Origin of the sequence: Cupriavidus sp. KB_39 (assembly GCF_052114485.1) — a bacterium.
Lineage (GTDB): Bacteria > Pseudomonadota > Gammaproteobacteria > Burkholderiales > Burkholderiaceae > Cupriavidus.
This window is the reverse complement of sequence record NZ_JBFREV010000037.1, coordinates 1-17695: the sequence shown is the minus strand read 5'-3', so window position 1 is coordinate 17695 and position 17695 is coordinate 1. Positions and strand designations below refer to the sequence as shown.

Annotated in this window: 17 protein-coding genes; 9 read left to right on the top strand and 8 right to left on the bottom strand. The window is 66.2% G+C overall.

Going from position 1 to position 17695, the window contains the following annotated elements:
* Positions 1–8 precede the first annotated feature (8 nt).
* Positions 9–2564, bottom strand: coding sequence for a transglycosylase domain-containing protein (locus AB4Z27_RS23020; protein WP_441645338.1), 2556 nt, complete (start codon positions 2562–2564; stop codon positions 9–11).
* Positions 2565–2866: 302 nt separating this feature from the next.
* Between AB4Z27_RS23020 and AB4Z27_RS23015 the strand changes: the two genes are divergently transcribed.
* Positions 2867–3940, top strand: a complete 1074-nt coding sequence (locus AB4Z27_RS23015) for a porin (RefSeq protein ID WP_092295055.1) — start codon at positions 2867–2869, stop codon at positions 3938–3940.
* 137 nt (positions 3941–4077) lie between these two features.
* Here the strand turns inward: AB4Z27_RS23015 and AB4Z27_RS23010 are convergent, their stop codons facing one another.
* Positions 4078–4386 (bottom strand): hypothetical protein, encoded by a 309-nt coding sequence (locus AB4Z27_RS23010; protein WP_092295057.1) that lies wholly within the window; start codon positions 4384–4386, stop codon positions 4078–4080.
* Between the two features lie 471 nt (positions 4387–4857).
* On the opposite strand from AB4Z27_RS23010, the gene AB4Z27_RS23005 reads away from it, so the two are divergent.
* From AB4Z27_RS23005 to AB4Z27_RS22990, 4 genes are all read left to right on the top strand, one after another.
* Positions 4858–5598 (top strand): PAAR domain-containing protein, encoded by a 741-nt coding sequence (locus tag AB4Z27_RS23005; protein WP_441645337.1) that lies wholly within the window; start codon positions 4858–4860, stop codon positions 5596–5598.
* A gap of 97 nt (positions 5599–5695) precedes the next feature.
* Entirely contained in the window at positions 5696–5866 is a 171-nt protein-coding gene (locus AB4Z27_RS23000) for a M35 family metallo-endopeptidase (RefSeq protein WP_441645336.1), read from the top strand.
* A gap of 12 nt (positions 5867–5878) precedes the next feature.
* The gene (locus tag AB4Z27_RS22995; RefSeq protein ID WP_144203527.1) at positions 5879–6319 is read left to right on the top strand and encodes a hypothetical protein; all 441 of its coding nucleotides are present in this window, start codon (positions 5879–5881) and stop codon (positions 6317–6319) included.
* Between the two features lie 109 nt (positions 6320–6428).
* Positions 6429–6869, top strand: a complete 441-nt coding sequence (locus tag AB4Z27_RS22990) for a hypothetical protein (protein ID WP_441592691.1) — start codon at positions 6429–6431, stop codon at positions 6867–6869.
* Between the two features lie 59 nt (positions 6870–6928).
* Here AB4Z27_RS22990 and AB4Z27_RS22985 read toward each other — a convergent pair whose 3' ends face one another.
* Positions 6929–8413: an alpha/beta hydrolase gene (locus tag AB4Z27_RS22985; RefSeq protein ID WP_441645335.1), complete on the bottom strand. Its 1485-nt coding sequence runs from the start codon at positions 8411–8413 to the stop codon at positions 6929–6931.
* A 232-nt stretch (positions 8414–8645) separates the two neighbouring features.
* Here AB4Z27_RS22985 and AB4Z27_RS22980 point away from each other — a divergent pair, with 232 nt between their 5' ends.
* Entirely contained in the window at positions 8646–10184 is a 1539-nt protein-coding gene (locus tag AB4Z27_RS22980; RefSeq protein ID WP_092295065.1) for a catalase, read from the top strand.
* Positions 10185–10238: 54 nt separating this feature from the next.
* Here the strand turns inward: AB4Z27_RS22980 and AB4Z27_RS22975 are convergent, their stop codons facing one another.
* Complete coding sequence (locus AB4Z27_RS22975) at positions 10239–10880, bottom strand: DUF2459 domain-containing protein (protein ID WP_441645334.1); 642 nt, start codon at positions 10878–10880, stop codon at positions 10239–10241.
* On the bottom strand, positions 10880–11473 hold the full coding sequence (locus AB4Z27_RS22970) for a TetR/AcrR family transcriptional regulator (protein ID WP_092295068.1): 594 nt from the start codon (positions 11471–11473) through the stop codon (positions 10880–10882). Before AB4Z27_RS22970 ends, AB4Z27_RS22975 begins: the two co-directional genes overlap by 1 nt.
* Positions 11474–11565: 92 nt before the next feature.
* Between AB4Z27_RS22970 and AB4Z27_RS22965 the strand changes: the two genes are divergently transcribed.
* Positions 11566–11994: a VOC family protein gene (locus tag AB4Z27_RS22965; RefSeq protein WP_092295069.1), complete on the top strand. Its 429-nt coding sequence runs from the start codon at positions 11566–11568 to the stop codon at positions 11992–11994.
* A gap of 12 nt (positions 11995–12006) precedes the next feature.
* Here AB4Z27_RS22965 and chrA read toward each other — a convergent pair whose 3' ends face one another.
* The 3 genes from chrA to AB4Z27_RS22950 are packed head-to-tail and all read right to left on the bottom strand — an operon-like array spanning position 12007 to position 15298.
* Positions 12007–13221 (bottom strand): chromate efflux transporter, encoded by a 1215-nt coding sequence (gene chrA, locus AB4Z27_RS22960; protein ID WP_441645333.1) that lies wholly within the window; start codon positions 13219–13221, stop codon positions 12007–12009.
* The gene (locus AB4Z27_RS22955) at positions 13218–14612 is read right to left on the bottom strand and encodes an ATP-binding protein (RefSeq protein ID WP_441645332.1); all 1395 of its coding nucleotides are present in this window, start codon (positions 14610–14612) and stop codon (positions 13218–13220) included. The genes chrA and AB4Z27_RS22955 overlap by 4 nt, the downstream gene beginning before the upstream one ends.
* Entirely contained in the window at positions 14609–15298 is a 690-nt protein-coding gene (locus AB4Z27_RS22950) for a response regulator (RefSeq protein ID WP_092295131.1), read from the bottom strand. Before AB4Z27_RS22950 ends, AB4Z27_RS22955 begins: the two co-directional genes overlap by 4 nt.
* 139 nt (positions 15299–15437) lie before the next feature.
* Here AB4Z27_RS22950 and AB4Z27_RS22945 point away from each other — a divergent pair, with 139 nt between their 5' ends.
* Both AB4Z27_RS22945 and AB4Z27_RS22940 read left to right on the top strand, forming a co-directional pair.
* On the top strand, positions 15438–17210 hold the full coding sequence (locus AB4Z27_RS22945) for a glycosyltransferase family 39 protein (protein ID WP_441645331.1): 1773 nt from the start codon (positions 15438–15440) through the stop codon (positions 17208–17210).
* Between the two features lie 39 nt (positions 17211–17249).
* The coding region (locus tag AB4Z27_RS22940) for a bifunctional UDP-4-keto-pentose/UDP-xylose synthase (protein WP_441592685.1) at positions 17250–17695 on the top strand (446 nt) is incomplete at its 3' end.

The window sequence follows — 17695 nt, the reverse complement described above, 5'->3', positions numbered from 1 at the left end:
GGCCGTCCTTAGCGGACGGGCGCCGGCGCCATCGACGGGCCCGCAGGGAGCGGGGAGGGTGCGCTGGGTCCGATCGGCGCGCCTGGCGCAGAAGCCATCACCGGTTCCGGCTCCGATGCCGGGATGACCTCGACGACTTCATTGGCATCGAGCGCCATGCCGGGCTCGGCGGCTTCCCCGTGCTCGGTATTTGCCCCGCCTGCCTGACTGTTCCCAGCCATCGCCGCAGAGGCACCAGCTCCCCCCGAACCTCCCGAACCTCCGGATGGCATGGCCTCCGCCTCCGTGGCCGGCAGTACCGGCCGGCGCGGCGACGGGCGCGGGGTGGCCGGCGCCTGATCAGACTTGTTCGAAGCGAACAGCCGCTGGAACCAGCCACGCACCTGCCCCGTGATCGACGTGTACCAGGTCTTCTCGTCCGCCTCCGCAAACCGCGCGCGGCCGTCGATGACCCGCGTGCGTAGCGCGCGCTGGTAGAAATCGCCGACGATGGGCAGCGCGCTATGGGCGCCCTGGCCCCAGTAGTCGCTACGCAGCGTCACGCGGCTGTCGTTGAAGCCCACCCAGGCGCCCGCCACCAATTGCGGGTGCATCAGGATGAACCAGCCGTCGGCGTTGTCCTGCGTGGTGCCGGTCTTGCCGGCCACGTCGGCGCGGATGCCGTAGCGGCTGCGGATGGCGGTGCCGGTGCCGCGGTCGATCACATCGCGCATCACATCGACCAGCGTCTCGGTGGCCGTGGCCGACAGCGCACGCTCGGGTGACGGCTCGCGGAACTGCGCCAGCACATTGCCTTCGCGGTCCTCGATGCGCGTGACCATGGTCGGCGCGATGTACAGGCCGCCGTTGGCGATGGTGCCGTAGGCCGACACCATCTCCTTGAGTGTGACCGGGCTGGTGCCCAGCGCCAGCGACGGTACGGCATCGAGCTTGCTCTCGCGCACGCCCATGGCCCGCGCCAGCCGCGCCACGCGGTCTGGCCCCACGGCCTGCACCAGTTGCGCGGTGATGGTGTTCTTCGAATAGACCAGCCCGTCGCGCAGGCTCAGGGCGCGGCCCGTGGCGGGGGACTCGTCGGTCGGGCGCCAGATCTCGCCGCCGGCCAGTTGCATTTCCACCGGGTTGTCGAACAGCGTTTCCTCGGGGGCGTGGCCGTGCGCGAAGGCTTCGCCATAGACGAAGGGCTTGAACGTGGAGCCCGGCTGGCGGCGCGCCTGGGCCACGTGGTCAAAGGCATCGACCGTGAAGTCCCGGCTGCCGACCCAGGCGCGGATGGCGCCCGTGGACGGGTCCAGCGCCATGAAGCCGGCCTGCACGCGCGTCTTCTGCTGGCGCAGCGCCTGCATGAACGCGCGGTCGGCGAAGAGACGCTTGAGCGCGTCCTCCTCGCTCTGGCCGCTGGCGACGGCGTTGCGGAACTCGGGCGTCTCCCGCACGAAGGCCTGCACCAGCGCCCGGCTTTCCGCCCAGCCCGCGCGCGGCGCCCAGGCCGCGTTGGCAATCGACTGAAGCTGGTTGCCCTGGCGCGTGACCGCCTGGTTGGCCATGGCCTGGAGGCGCGAATCGATGGTCGTACGGACGACCAGCCCATCGGTATAGAGGTTGTAGTCGTTGCGATCGGCCCAGCCGATCAGCCATTTGCGTAGCTGCTGGGCGAAGTGGGCGGCCGGGCCGGGGGCCTCGGTCTGGCGCTCGAAGTCGATCCGCAATGGCCGTTTCCTGAGCGTCTCGAAGCGGCCGGCGTCGAGCTTGCCGCGCTTGACCATCTGCGCCAGCACGATGTTGCGCCGCTCCAGCGCGCGCTCGGGGTTCAGCACCGGGTTGTAGTAGCTGTTGCCCTTGAGCATGCCGATCAGCGTGGCGGCTTCCAGCACGTCGAGCTTGTCGGCGGATTTGTCGAAATAGGTGCGCGCGGCCATCTCGATGCCGAACGCGTTGTACAGGAAGGGCACCGTATTGAGATACGTCTCAAGGATCTCGTCCTTGGAATACAGCGCCTCGATCTTGAACGCGGTGATCGCTTCTTTGAGCTTGCGCGTCATCGTCGGCGCACGGCCGATGTCTTCGGGATAGCGGTTGCGGGCCAGCTGCTGCGTGATGGTGGAGCCGCCCTGGCGGTCGCCCGAGAAGGTGTGGAACGCGGCGGAGGCGGTGCGGCGCCAGTCCAGCCCGTGGTGCTGGTAGAAGCGGTGGTCCTCGGTGGCGATCAGCGCATCGATGACATTGGGGGAGATGTCCTTGAGCCCGACCCAGTCGCGGTTGGCCCAGCGGTAGACGGCCAGTTCCTTGCCATCGGCGGAGAGTACCTGCGCTGGCTGTTCGGACTTGGCCTTGCGGATGTCGCTGATGCCCGGCGTGAACGGAATCAGGACCAGCAGATAAAGCAGGAACAGCGCCGGGATGGCCGCGAGGCCCAGCAGGACTTCGCGCCGGGTGGGACGGCGCAGCCGCTGGATTGCCGGTTGCAGGACGGGCAGCCACCGCGATTGCAGGTGGGTGCGCAGTCGAGCCAGCGGGGCGGCAAGCCTTGGCTTGAYAGGTCTTCTGATGGGGTCCAGGGGCATGACGCAGRCATGTTGCGTCCGCATCACATCCGGTCCGCTCACACGCCAATCTCGAAAGGTGTGAATCCTACCAAAACCCGGGTCGGGAAAACCCGGATTTTGCATGTTTTGCGTGCGCGTATCCCCCGGTAGTAGGGTGTTGCAGTAATGCCTACGACACATTCATTTCATATTGGGTTGTAACAATCCGCCTCGCCCCCCAAAGACCCGCACGGGCATCTGGTCCAGCAAGGCGCCGCCGCGCGCGCGCCGCGACCGGAACGGGGAAGCATCTCAATGTCTTAACAAAACGAGAAACCACAGTGAAGAAAGCTCTATTTGCCCTGGCGGCAGCCGCTACCTGCGCAACGTCCGGCGCAGCCCTCGCCCAGTCCGCATCCAACGTCACGCTGTATGGCATCGTCGACGCCGGCGTAGAAGTGGCGACCCACGTGCCGGGCGGCAATGGTCAGACGGCCGTGCGCATGAACTCGGGCAACCTGTCCGGCTCGCGCTGGGGCCTGCGTGGCGTGGAAGACCTCGGTGGCGGCCTGAAGGGCATCTTCACCCTGGAATCGGGCTTCGATATTGACACCGGCGTGTCCGGCCAGGGCAACCGCCTGTTCGGTCGCCAGGCTTTCGTCGGCCTGCAAGGCAGCTTCGGCGCCGTGACCCTGGGTCGCCAGCAGAACTCGCTGTACGACCTGTTCGGTGCCTATGACCCGATGGGCGTGGGCCCGCGCTACTCGCTGAACAGCGTCGATTCGGGCTTCAACGGCCGCGCCGACAACGCCCTGAAGTACACCGGCAAGTTCGGCGGCCTGACCGCCACGGCCTTCTACAGCACGGGCCGTGACGCCGTGGCTGGCTCGCCGGGCGAACTGCCGGGCGACTACAAGGCTGGCCGCAACGTGGGCGCAGGCGTGGCCTACACCGCCGGCGGCTTCTCGATCGGCACGGCGTATGACCAGTACCAGGGCGCCACGTCGGCTACGTCCGACCGCGCTGCCAAGCGCCTGGCCGTGGGCTCGTCGTACGACTTCGGCGTGGCCAAGGTGTTTGCCGGCTACCGCTGGATGCGCGATGACGGCATCGCTACCGCAGCCACGGCAGCGACCCGCAGCAACGTCTACTGGCTCGGCGGCCTGTACCGCGTGACGCCGGCCCTGTCGCTGACCGGCGCCGCGTACTACACCGATGCCAACGACAGCGGCAACGATCCGTGGATGTTTGTCCTGTCGGCCGACTACTCGTTCTCGAAGCGTACGGACGCTTACCTGAACGTTGGCTACGTGCGCAACAAGGGCACGTCCAACCTGGGCCTGAGCGGAGTTGGCACGGCTGTGGCCGGCCAGAACCAGACCGGCGCAGTCGTCGGCGTGCGTCATCGCTTCTAAGCACCACGTTTGAGCGAGAGCCGGCAGGCGAGGCCTTTCCCCTCGTCCTGCCGGAAAGCACAACGCCCCTTACCCGGCTTGGCGGGAAGGGGCGTTCTGCTTTTTGTGTTCGGTATTGGGAGCGGCGCGGAAATGGATCAGATGGGACGGGCGTGGCTCGCGTCCTCGGCGCGCAGGCGCTCCAGCGCCTTGGTTAACATCGCACCCTCTTCGGCTTCAGCGGTGTGGCACAGCGTGTTGATGGCCTGATGCAACTGCGTCTTGTCGTGCGGCGACAACATGTCGGCGGCTTCCATGGCCTCCAGCTCCTTGCCAACGCGCTTGGCAAGCTTACGCACGAATTCCGGGTCGAGCTGCCCCTGGCTGGCACCATGGGCAAGGTGATAGACGAGGGCAGCTAGGCCCTCTGGTGTCGTTTCCGTCACGGCAATGGGATGGCGTTTCATGGCAACTCCGAGTTAAGGGCCGTTTCATTCTAACGATGGATCAGGTCGCGTAGTTTTCGAAATTTGYGTCAGCAGACAGTGGATGTGCGCGATGCTGCCCCACTGCGACTTATTACGGAAATATTGCGTGCGCAGAATGTCATCTTGTCGCGTCCGCTGTATATATCGCACTGAATAATGCGACCGGAGGGGTTGCCACGGGCCCGACAAAACACCGCCTGACCGATATCCACGACAAGCCATAGAGCTACGGGATGGGTCGGGTGGATTGCCAAGCAAGCGGGGAATCGGAGCCGTCCTAAGGACGGCTCTATTTGTTTGTGCGCCGGCACATTTCCATTGCAGTCCCACGACGATTCGGAAGCCGCGGCGGGAAACTCCCCGCACGCCGCGCGAATTCAGAGAACTGCTATAGACCGCCTCAATCGCGTCACGTGATGCTGTGTGCTCTTACCATGAATGGAAGAGGACATGATGCGAAACGACAAGCGGCACATGCTGGATGGGGCGAGCCGCACCGGCACTGGTGGCTGGCTGATCGCCACCAGCGATTCTACAAACATGGGCAAACGCCTTGGCCTGGAAGGGGACCACGCCACGTGCCCCGCCTGCAAGGTCGGCGGCCCGGTCTACAACGACTGCGATCCACGCTGGACCGACATGGGGAAATCCGTGCTGGTGGAAGGCGCGCGCGTGTATTGCCAATGCAAGGAAAAGCCGCGGGTGTTTGCATCGCAGTTCACGATGTCCACGGAGGTTGTCAGCGGCAATGTGAAGGGCGCGGCGGCGGGCGCCGATTCGAAAATGCCGTACACCCATAACAATTTGGCGGGCCGTACAACCACGCCTGACGCAGCGAGTCTTGCCGCGTACGAGGCGGATCCGACGATGATTTGTCCCAATATGACCAACGCGGAATTCTATGCGGCGGTCATGCGGGTACGGGATATTGCCGTCGCACACATGGAGGCGCGTTTGATGGAACTGGCGCGCTGGAGCGAGTCGGATAAGGATAAGGTACGCATCTGGTTTRCGAATGCCACGCCGGACATTCGCAAACGCTTGCGTGAGGGAATCACGAGAATTCGGAAAATCTCTCTATCGCTTACCGAGAAAAATTTCGAGCGCTTTAGTGAGGAAGCGGTGCGGCGCGTTGGCTGTGTGCCCGCCGCCGGGAAAGGCGATGAACCGGCATGGGGCGAGCGTCTGTAAGYCCGATAAGACGTTTGCGATATTCATTGGCACCACGTTTTGTTATTTGCATGAGGAAAAGAGGAATTATCAAGGAATAATCGAAAATGTCAGCAGTATGACCACGGTTTTTATTCATGAGGTTTCCCATTTTCCCGCTGCAATGGACACGGTAGATCGCTATTCTGGCATCAAGGCGGCCCGGCTGCTGGCGAAGCTCCGCAATAGATTCGTCATTGAAAATGCCGATAACATCGCTGCATATGTCGCCGACGTTCCGAACTGGTAATGGAGGGGGACGATGAAATCCTTGAGTCGCCTTACAGTTGCATTAATTCTCGCCGCCATAACATTCAATGCCGGCGCCTGCCATATGCTCGAAGTGGAGCACACCGTGTACTTCGAAAATGGCGCTACAGCTGTGGGAGTCCACCAGATCAAGAAATTTGCCGAATGGCGAGTTGGCACCCGCAAGAAATTCTATTCTGGCTTCGATGTCTACCTTTTGGGATTCGAAGGGCGCGGCATTACCGGTGAAATGGCGAAGAAGCGGATCTCAGAGGTTCAGAGGCTGTTATTGAACTCCGGCCTGCCTCAGGATGCGCTGAAAGAGGTGGAAATACGGCCGTGGTATACCGCATCAATAACCGATGGGCCAGATGTGGTGCGTATCGACGCCCTTGCTCACTGCCCCAACTACTGTTGCAGCCTCGAACCACTCCCCGACAACGTCGTCCGCTGATTCATCCAACCCGACAAACAGAGCCATCTCCCGACGGCTCTTCGAGCGGTTCAGCCGAGAGAATCTGGTGGCCGTCGGCTATGTTCCCGCACGGCTCCGGAGACCACAAATGGAAACCCTGACGTGCCTCGCAGTGATCGCAACGTTCACGCTCACAAGCTTTGGTTCCCACACCTGCAGTCTGTCGGCAGCCACGCACGAAGTGAAGTTTCTTCCCGGTTCGACGACGCTCTCGACCACGGAGGTCAAGCGGTTTGCGGATTGGCGGATCCAGACGCGAAAGTATTTTCCCTCGGGGTTCGACGCAATAATAATCGTCGCGTGGGAGGGCTATGGGGTTACCCGTAAAACGGCCGAAACGAGAGTGGAACACGTGCAGCGACTGCTGAAGAACTCGGGTATGCCGGATAGCGCGTTGGCTGAACCTCCGCAGATCCGCCACACGGACATGAGGGGAGCCGACGACCAAATGCTCCACACAGTCGAGATTGCTGTCGCGGCACGGTGCCCCAATTACTGCTGTCCAGCTTCCGACCATATCGCCAGATAATCCACGCTAGTTGAYAAACAGAGCCGTCTCCCGACGGCTCTGTTTTCATTTCCAGCCCGCTACGGCAAACAAGGCGCCGCCATCGCCGCCCCCTGCCGCAGGGCCTTGTTGGTGTCTGAGTCGTCCGCCCCCAGCGTGTTGTCGGTGAACTTGCAGCCGTAGTTGGCGTTGGCCACYACCGATGGCGTCAGCACGTCGTCGCCGGYGGGWGGGGTGCCGGTTTGCTCCCAGGCCACCATGTCGTCGAACGCGCGCACCTGCTCGGCCACGGTGAAATCGCAGTGGCTGATGCCCCGGATCGCRCGCTGGACCAGCCATTTCGCCGTGCCGTTGGTGTCCGCGCGGCGCTTGTAGATCTGCTCCATGCTGAAGGGCACGTACATGTCGCCCAGCGTGTGCAGCGTCAGCACCGGCACGCTGATCTGCGCGGCCGTTTTCGGGATCCAGCGCAGGCCGTCGCGGCGCAGGCGGTTGGCGTCGGCCACCGGCTTCACGCGGAAGATCGAGGTGTTGATCGCCTGCTCCTCGGGCGTCAGCGCCGCGTCGTCATCCATCTGGAAGGTCAGGCCGGTGGTGTCCACCACGTTCTGCGTCAGCACGCCGTTGACCGTGCCATCCTGGCCGAAGGTGCTCCAGACCGCGTCCTGCAGGCTCTTGGAGGCGGGGCTGCCGCTGAAGCCGATGGCGAACATCGGCCGCTCGCCGCCGGTCAGGTTCTTGACGATCTGGCGGAGTTTCTCGCCCTGGCCCGTGTTGGTGACCGGGTAGGTGGTGAACAGCGCCGCCTGCACCGAGGTCACGATCTGCGCCCAGTTGCTCACGGGCCAGGACGTGGCCGGCACKTTGGCCAGCAGTTGGGCGGCGGTCTGGTAGCCGCCGAAGTAGTTGAACAGCTCGGTGTCGCCCACCACGCCGCACATCGGCACCGCGCCGTGGTACGTGACCTTGTGGTTGGCCGTGGCGATCGTCTCGGCTTCCACGGCCGCCGCGCTGACATGGCCGCCCATCGAATGGCCGATGATGTACACGCGCGTCGGCGCGGCCAGCGTGCGGCCGTTCTGTTTGGCGATGTTGACGAAGGCCAGCGCGAGCGCGTTCGTGTCTTCCACACCGGCCCGCACGTCATAGTAATTCGTTGAATAACTGGACGCGGCCCAGGCATAGCCGGCTTCCAGCAGGTGACGGCGGATGCTTGGCGGATTGACGTCGAGCGCGTTGCCGGTGCCGGCGTAGCCATGCGCATACATCACGAGCTTGCCGTTCCAGGCCGCAGGTACCTCGACCATGTAGCCGGCCTTGCCGAGCACGCCGGACCAGCGGTCGGCGGCGGGTGCGCCCGCCATCGGCGTGAATTTCTGCGTCACGGCGGCGGTGTCGATGGTGAACGYGCGGGTGTCCTGCGGYCGCGCGTCCTCGGGCTGCACGGTGGGCGGCGGGGTTTCGGCGACAGGCGGAGCAGGTGGTGGATCGTCACTACCGCCGCATCCCGACAAGAGGAGGCCGGCCACGACGAACAGGGCTGCCTGCGAAACAGCTCGATGCATGATGTCTCCTTGGAATTCGTTTTTATTCGATAKGTGAAGCCGCGTCACTGTAGCGCTGGCGCACGCGGCATCCAACATCTCAAACGGGTGTAAGAAATGGTGCGGCGCATCGATTGATGCAATGCATCAGGGTCATTGAACATCACAATTGGCGCCGTGGCAGGCGGGCCAAATAAGATGGCGCGGCGCCCCCTCACTTGCCTGTTTTCAGGCATTTCCGAGGACCCACAAAATGGCTCGATTCAGACGATTCGCACTCAGACCCGTCGCTTACGGCCTTGCTGCCCTGTTTTCCCTCTCCGCCGGTGCCCAGACCATGACGCGCGACAACGGCGCGCCCATCGGCGACAACCAGAACTCCCAGACCGCCGGCCCGAACGGTCCCACGCTGCTGCAGGACGTCCACCTGATCGAGAAGCTCCAGCGCTTCCATCGGGAGCGGATTCCCGAGCGCGTGGTGCACGCACGCGGCACTGCAGCACAGGGAGAATTTGTGTCCGAAGGCGATTTTTCGGACCTGACTACCGCCAAGGTGTTCGCCGGGGCTGGCAAGCGCACGCCGGTCACGGTGCGGTTCTCGACGGTGATCCACGGCAAGGGATCGCCCGAGACCGTGCGCGATCCGCGCGGCTTCGCCACCAAGTTCTACACGGACGAGGGCAACTGGGACCTGGTGGGCAACCACACGCCCATCTTCTTTATCCGTGACGCGATCAAGTTCCCGGACATGGTTCACTCGCTGAAGCCGTCGCCCGTGACCAACCTGCAGGACCCGAACCGTTTCTTCGACTTCTTCAGCAGCGTGCCGGAGAGCACCCATATGCTGACGCAGCTCTATTCGGACCTCGGCATCCCGGCGTCGTACCGGATGATGCAGGGCAACAGCGTGCACGCGTACAAGCTGATCAACGCCAAGGGCGAGGTGCACTACGCCAAGTTCCAGTGGCGTCCGCGCCAGGGCGAGAAATATCTCACCCGGGCAGAGGCCGCGAAGATCCAGGGCGCCGACTTCAACAACCTCACCAGCGATCTGTTCGGCGCCATCCAGCGGGGCGATTTCCCGAAATGGGACTTCTACGTGCAGCTGATGAAGCCCGAGGATCTCGGCAAATATCGATTCGATCCACTYGATTCGACCAAGGTCTGGCCCGACGTGCCGTTCCGCAAGCTCGGCACCATGACGCTGAATACCGTGCCGGAGAATTTCTTCGAGACCTCGGAGATGTCGGCCTTCGCGCCGTCGAACCTTGTGCCGGGCATTGAGCCGTCCGAAGACCGCATGCTGCAGGGCCGGCTGTTCTCGTACTACGACGCGCAGACGTACCGGCTCGGCGCCAACAAGCAGAAGCTGCCGGTCAACCGTCCGCGCGTGGCGGTCCGCAACTACAACAGCGACGGGCATGGCGATATCGGCGGCACGACGGGCGATATCAACTACCAGCCGTCGCGGATGGCCGGGGCGTATTCCGACAATCCGCACTATCGCTTTGCACGCACGCCGCTGGCGGGCACGACCCAGCAGGCGCCGATCGCTCGCACGGACAACTTCACGCAAGCCGGCGACTACTATCGCAAGTTGTCCAAATCGGGGCAGGAGAACCTGATCGGCAACCTGGCGGCCGACCTCGGCGTGGTGAAGCATGCGGAAGTGAAGCAGATCATGCTGAGCCACTTCTACAAGGCCGATGCCGACTATGGCCAGCGGCTGACCAAGGCGGTCAGCGGCGATCTTGCCGATGTGCAACGACGCGCCGCGCTGCTGAAGGACTGATGGCGTGACGCCACGCCGTTAGGAGAACGGCGGGCGGCGGCCCCGCTAGCTGTCTCAGGGCGCCTCCGGGGCCGCCGCCGCAATCTCGCGCACCTGCCGCATCACCCCTTCGGCAAACAGCACCGGCCCGCGCACCGGCACGCCGGCCGTGCGCAGGGCGTGCGCGGTCCACGTATTGCAGGTGTAGAAGCCCGCGTAGGTGGCCGTGGCCGCGAAATACACGCCGCCTTCGTAGGGACCATCCCCGAGGCCGATGGGCTTGTCCGACGCGTCCGTCTGCACCGCATCGCCAAGAAACTCGCGCAATTGCGAGATGCCGGCTTCGTCGAGCGCGAGCCGCACCACGTTACCGGCGCCGTAGGCCGCCGCTGGGGTATCCCGCAGGATCGTCAGCAGGATGGCGCCTTCTCCGGGGAACAGCGCCGAGATCAGCGTCATCGGGCCGCGCTCGCGGCTCAGCAGGTATTGACGATCCCCAAATCCAAAACACAGAAAACGCGAGCCGGCGTAGCCCACGGTCAGCCGCAGCAGACGCGCATCGGCGTCCTCGGTGCGGATGCAGAGTTCGGTGTGCCAGTCGCCTTCCACGACGTCGATGGTGGTGACCGGCGTGACCGGGGCGGCAGCAGGCGTGGCGTTGCAGCCTGCCAGCGTGGCGGCCATTGCGCTGCCGACGAGCCACCGCCACGCGCGCATCACGATGGCGCCACTGTCCGTTCGATCATGCCGATCATCGCCGCGCGGAATGCGTTGGCGTCCGCGCCGGATGCGATGGCCAGCGCGGTGCGGTCGAAGGCGGCCGAGAGCAGGGCGGCCAGCGCATCGATCGGCGTGCCGCCGGGCAGCCCGTGGCCGACCGCCATCGCCAGACCCTCGCGCAGCGTGCGGCCCGCGTGGGCGGCATCGAGCGCGAACATCGCTTCGGTGCCGAGCACGGCCGGTCCGTCGATCAGCAACAGCCGGGTGCGGCCCGGCACCGTCATGGCGGCCAGATAGGCCTCGCTGCCGGCGATCAATGCCGCGCGCACCGGCAGCGCGTCCGGCGCGGCCAGCTCGATCTCCCCGGCCACGGCGCGCGCCTCCTCCTCCAGGATGGCGCGGAACAGGTCCTGCTTGTCCGCGAAATGGTGATAGAGCGCGCCGCGCGTGATGTCTGCCGCCGCCACAATCTCGGGCGTGGAAGTGGCCGCATAGCCCTTTTCGACAAACAGCTTGCGCGCGGCGGATAGCAGGGCAGCGCGCGTCGCTTCTGTCCGTTCCTGGTTCGAACGGGTCTTTTTACTTTGCATACATACAGCCTGTATGTTATAAATTCAGGAAAGATACAGGCTGTATGTTATGCGATCCGCGCCCGGCCGGCGCGCCACAACGGAGATTTGCGATGAAAACMACGAGTTACTACCCGGTGATCATGACCACGAACGTGGCGGAGACGGTGGCGTTCTACACGCAGCACGTCGATTTCCGCCCGCTGTTCGAGAGCGACTGGTACGTGCACCTGCAGTCCAACGCCGACGCGCGCACGAACCTCGCCATTCTCGATTGCACGCATGAGACGATTCCCACCCCGGCGCGCGGCCAGCGGGCGGCGGGGCTGCTGCTCAACTTCGAAGTGGAGGATGTGGACGCGGTGCACGCCCGCATGCAGGCGGCGGGGTTGCCGATCCTGCTGTCGTTGCGCGACGAAGCGTTCGGCCAGCGCCATTTCATTACCGTGGACCCCAGCGGCGTGATGCTGGACATCATCCAGCCCATTCCGCCGAGCCCCGAGTTCGCGGCGATGTACGACGCCAGCGCATTGCCGGGCTAATACCTCGACACTTCAGCCCCCGAGCGCCCAGCCTGCCGCCGCGCAGGCCAGCACCACGGCCCACGGCGGCAGCCGCCACGCGGCCAAGGCCACCAGTGCCAGCAGCGCGAGCGCGAAGTCCGCCGGGGCGTGGATCGCGCTGGTCCAGACCGGCGAGTACAGCGCCGCCACCAGCAGGCCGACCACGGCGGCGTTCACCCCGGCCAGCGCCGCCTGCGTGCCGGCGTTGCGGCGCAGCCGCTCCCAGAACGGCAGCGCGCCAAAGACCAGCAGGAACGATGGCGCGAAGATCGCCACGAGGCAGAGCATGCCGCCCGCCCATCCTGAGGGGGCCGTTTGCATCGCGCCGCCGAGGAAGGCGGCGAACGTGAACAGCGGGCCCGGCACGGCCTGCGCGGCGCCATAGCCGGCCAGGAAGGTGTCGTTGTCGACCCAGCCCGTAGGCACCACGGCCGCCTGGAGCAGCGGCAGCACCACGTGGCCGCCGCCGAACACCAGCGCGCCGGCCCGGTAGAAGGCATCGAACATTGCCAACGGCTGGCTCGGAAACAGCCGATGGGCCAGCGGCAGTGCCACCAGCAATACGACGAACGCCAGCAGGAAGGCCGCGCCGGCACGCTGGCCGATGGGCACCGGCAGCGCCGCGTGCGGCTGCGCCTGCGCGGGCCGGAACCAGCGCGCGCCGGCCAGCCCCGCCGCCAGCATCACGGCCACCTGGCACCACGGCGACGGCACGACGATGACCGCCGTCGCCGCCAGCGCCATCACGCTCAGGCGCGGCGCGTCCGGGCAGAGCGAACGCGCCATGCCCCACACGGCCTGCGCCACYACGGCCACCGCCGCCACCTTCAGGCCGTGCAGCAGGCCTTCCGGCACATGGTTGCCCGTGGCCGACAGCCCCATCGCCAGCACGATCAGCGCGATGGCCGATGGCATGGTGAAGCCCAGCCATGCCGCCAGCGCGCCCCGGTAGCCGGCCCGGGACAGCCCGATCACCATGCCGACCTGGCTGCTGGCCGGCCCGGGCAGGAACTGGCAGAGCGCGACGATATCGGAATAGGCTTGCTCGCTGAACCAGCGCCGCCGCGTGACGAAGGCCTCCCGGAAATAGCCGAGATGCGCCACCGGGCCGCCGAACGACGTCAGCCCCAGCCGCAGGAAGATCAGGAAGACCGCCCAGGCGTTGCCGCGGGCGTCTGTGTGTTCGAGGTCTGGCACGGCACTCATGGCGATTGGGGGGGCGGCGTCTGGCCCTCGGCGGGGCGGATGGTGGCGAGCAGCCCGGTGCGGCCGCTGCTGGCGAGGTTATCGAAAGTTAATGACAGGCCGTGCAGCGTGGCCACGCGCCGGGCGATGGAGATGCCCAGCCCGTTGCCCTGTTCACGCTGCCCGACGCCCCGGAAGAAGCGGTCGCCCAGGCGCGGCAGCAGGCCGGGCGCCACGCCGGGGCCGTGGTCGGACACCGTGATCGCGTCTGGGGCGAAGGCCAGCGTCACCAGCGTGCCGGCGGGGCTGTAGCGGATGGCGTTGTCCATCAGGTTGCGGAGCATGATGCCGAGCAGTGCCGGATCGCCGCACACCGGCAGGGGCGGGTGGATGGCCGCCGGCCACGTGACCTCCATGTCCACCTGGCGACGCTCGGACAGCGTCAGGCAATCGGACAGCACCTGCTGGACGATCTCGCGCCAGTCCACCGCCGCGCGCACCGGCTGCGTGTCCTCGTCCTCGAGCCGGCTCATGGTCAGCAGTTGGGACACCAGATGGCTCAGCCGGTCGATGCCGGCCTCCACGTTCGCAGAGGCCTGCGCGCGTTCCTCGGGATCGTTCGACTGGCGCGCCACGTCCCACTGCGCCTTGAGCGCGGCCAGCGGGGTGCGCATCTCGTGTGCGGCATCGGCGGTGAGCTGGCGTTCGTGCTCGATCAGCGCCGAGACGCGGTGGAGCAGGGTGYTCATCGCGCCGACCAGCGGCGCCAGTTCCGGCGGCACATCGGCCAATTCCAACGGCGCGGGGTCGCCGGGGGCGCGCGCGGCGATGGCAGTGGAGAGCGCGCGCAGCGGCCGCAGCGTGGCGCGCACGGCCCACACCACCAGCGCCATCAGCAGCGGCACGCCCAGCACCCACGGCAGCACCTGGGCCTGGAGGTAGGACACCACCAGTTCCTCGCGCTCGGCCTGGATCTGTCCGACGCAGACGCGCCAGCCTTCCACCGGATCGTCGAGGTAGTAAAGCCGCCACGGCACACCGTCGATGGAGACGTTGGTGAAGCCCTTCACACGCGGCGCGCGGGGCAGGCGGTCGCCGTCCGGATCGATATGCAGCGGCTCGCCGCCGGGCCGCCACGCGGCGATGGCGAGGTCGCCCAGGCCCGCGTCACCCATGTCGCCCAGATCGGCATCGCCGGGCAGGGGACCGTTCTGGGGCGGCGGCTGCGGCACCGCGCCCACATTGATCAGCGGCAGCACGGCCTGCATCTGCTGGGCCATGCGCACCATGGCGGTGTCGTACAGCTCGTTGATCTCCTCCTGTGTGCTGAGGTAGATCAACACGCTGGTGAGGCTCCAGGCGAGGGCCACCCCCACCAGCACGGCCAGGATCAGGCGCCGCTGCAGGGTCATGCGTCGTCTCCGGGGCTGGCGATGGCTTCCGGCGTGCCGAGCGTGTAGCCGGCGCCGCGCAGGGTGCGGACGATGCCGGGGTGGATCTTGCGGCGCAAATGATGGATGTGGACCTCGAGCGTGTTGCTCTCCGAACCCTGTTCCCAGGCGTAGAGCTTTTCGCGCAGGAATTCGCGCGTCAGCACGCGGCTCGGGTGCGCCAGGAGCACCTCGAGCAGCATGGCCTCGCGGGCAGTCAGGTCCACGGGCTGGCCCTGCCACGTAGCTTGTCGGGCAGCCGGCTGGTAGGCCAGCGCGCCGTGGTGCCAGACCGGCTCGGGCATGCCCGCGCTGCGTCGCGTGACGGCGCGCAGCCGGGCGGCGAGTTCGTCGAGATCGACGGGCTTGATCAGGTAGTCGTCGGCGCCGGCATCGAGGCCGCCGATGCGGCTGGACACCGCATCCCGCGCGGTCAGCATCAGCACCGGCGTCTGGCAGCCCTGCTGGCGCCAGCGGGCGAGCAGGGCCACGCCGTCGTCGTCGGGCAGGCCGAGGTCGAGCACCACGGCGTCGTATTGCATGTTGGCGATGGCGCGATCCGCCTCCGCGCCGGTGGTGAACCAGTCCACGGCATGCCCCTTGAGCTTCAGCCCGCGTTGCAGGCCGTCGCCGAGCATGGGGTCGTCTTCAACGATAAGGATTCTCATCTTGGGTGCGAAAAAGGGCGCATACGGCACGGGGAACGGCGTGAAGCGTAGCACCGCGCGGGCGGCGTCGCACGCTTAATGTGGGATTAAGGTTGCTCTCCTAACCTGCGCGCTCGTCTCACCCAGTCCCCCCGCGCGCATGCCGCAATCGCAGTCTCATCCGCAGTCCCCCTCCCTGTCCACTCAGCAGCCCGCCGTCACCCCGGCCCGTCCGCTGGAGGGCTGGCGCCTGGGCGCCTGGTCGCCAGCCATGGCCTGGGCCGCTGCGTTCATCGCCGTGGCGTTGCTGGTCTGGTTCGGCACGCTCGGCATGCGGCACCTGCTGGGGCCGGACGAGGGCCGCTACGGCGAAATCTCGCGCGAGATGCTGGCTACCGGCGACTGGGTCACCATCCGCTACAACGCGCTGAAGTACTTCGAGAAGCCGCCGTTCCACATGTGGGTCACGGCGCTGACGTACGCGCTGTGGGGCGTGGGCGAATGGCAGGCGCGGCTTTGCGTGGCGCTGGCCGGGCTGGCTGGCATCGTCATGTCGATGCTGGCCACGTGGCGCTGGTTCGGCATCCGCGCGGCGGCCTTCGCGGGGCTGGCCCTGCTGGCGGCGCCGATGTGGAGCGTGGCGGCGCACTTCAACACCCTCGACATGACGCTGGCCGGCGTGATGGCCTGCGTGCTCGCCTGCATGCTGCTGGCGCAGCATCCCGCCGCTTCGGCCAGCGCGCGGCGCGGCTGGATGCTCGCCTGCTGGGCGGCGATGGGCGCCGCCGTGCTGACCAAGGGGCTGGTGGGCGTAGCGCTGCCGGGGCTGGTCCTCGTTATCTATATAGGCATCACGCGCGACTGGCGCTTGTGGCGTCGGCTGCACGTATTCACCGGCATGCTGGTGCTGCTGGCCGTGGCCGTGCCGTGGTTCTGGCTCGTATCGGTGCGGAACCCGGAATTCCTGCATTTCTTCTTTATCCACGAACACTGGCAGCGCTATACCTCGGGCGTCCACTCGCGGCCGGGGCCGATCTGGTACTTCCTGCCACTGGTGGTGGGCGGCTTCCTGCCGTGGGTGGGACTGTTCCCGCGCCTGTGGCGTGCCATCGGTACGCCGCCGGTCGATGAGMCGGATGATGCGGCGGAGCGCTTCCGCCCGGCGCTGCTGGCGGGCATCTGGGCCATCGCCATTTTCGTGTTCTTCAGCCTGTCGCGTTCGAAGCTGCCGGGCTACATCGTGCCCGTGATCCCGGCGATGGGCATCCTGGCCGGCGTGGCGCTGGACCGCCTCGACGTGCGCGCCTGGCGGCGCCAGCTCGGCGGCATGGCCATCGTGGCCGCGTGCGGCCTGCTGGCCAGCCCGGTGGTGGCCACGCTCAACGCCAACCATACGCCGAACGCCTTCTATCGCGCCTATGCGATCTGGGCAGCGGCGGCGTTCGTGGTGATGCTGCTGGGCATTGCCGCCGCGCGCTGGCTGCTGCGGCGCGGCGTGCTGCCCAGCGTGGCCGTGTATGCGCTCGGCATGTACCTGGGCTTCACGGTGGCGCTGGTCGGCCATGAAACCGTGGGCGGCCCGGCGTCCGGCGCGGACATCGCCCCGCTGGTCCAGCAGGAGCTCACCCCGGGCATGCCGTTCTATGGCGTGAAGATGCTCGATCACACCCTGCCGTTCTACGTCCAGCACCCGCTGACCATGGTGGCGGAGGCGGACGAACTGTCCTTCGGCACCGAGGTGGAGCCGGAGCGCTGGCTGCCCGATATGGCCGCGTTCGCCAAGGTCTGGCGCAACGGCCAGCCCGCCATGGCCGTGATGTCGCCGGAGAACTATCTGGCGCTGTCGCCCACGCTGCCGCTGTACGTGGTGGCGCGCGACTGGCGCCGGGTGGTGGTGACCAACGTGCCCACCCCGAGCCCGACGTCGCGCTGACCGGCTTTCCTGCTTACCTTTCTGTTCCTGTCTGAAACCATGCATCCCAAGCGAGTCCTGATTCTTGGCGTCAACGGCTTTATCGGCCATCACCTCACGCGCCGCATCCTCGAGACCACCAACTGGGAGGTCTACGGCATGGACATGGCCTCCGACCGCCTCGGCGATCTCGTGAACCATCCGCGCCTGCACTTCTCCGAAGGTGACATCACCATCAACAAGGAGTGGATCGAGTACAACATCCGCAAGTGCGACGTGGTGCTGCCGCTGGTGGCCATCGCCACCCCGGCCACCTACGTGCGTCACCCGCTGCGCGTGTTCGAGCTCGATTTCGAAGCCAACCTGCCGATGGTCCGCGCGGCCGTGAAGTACAAGAAGCACCTGGTGTTCCCGTCGACCTCCGAGGTCTACGGCATGTGCGCCGACGATGAGTTCGACCCGGAAGCGTCCCCGCTGGTCTACGGCCCGATCAACAAGCCGCGCTG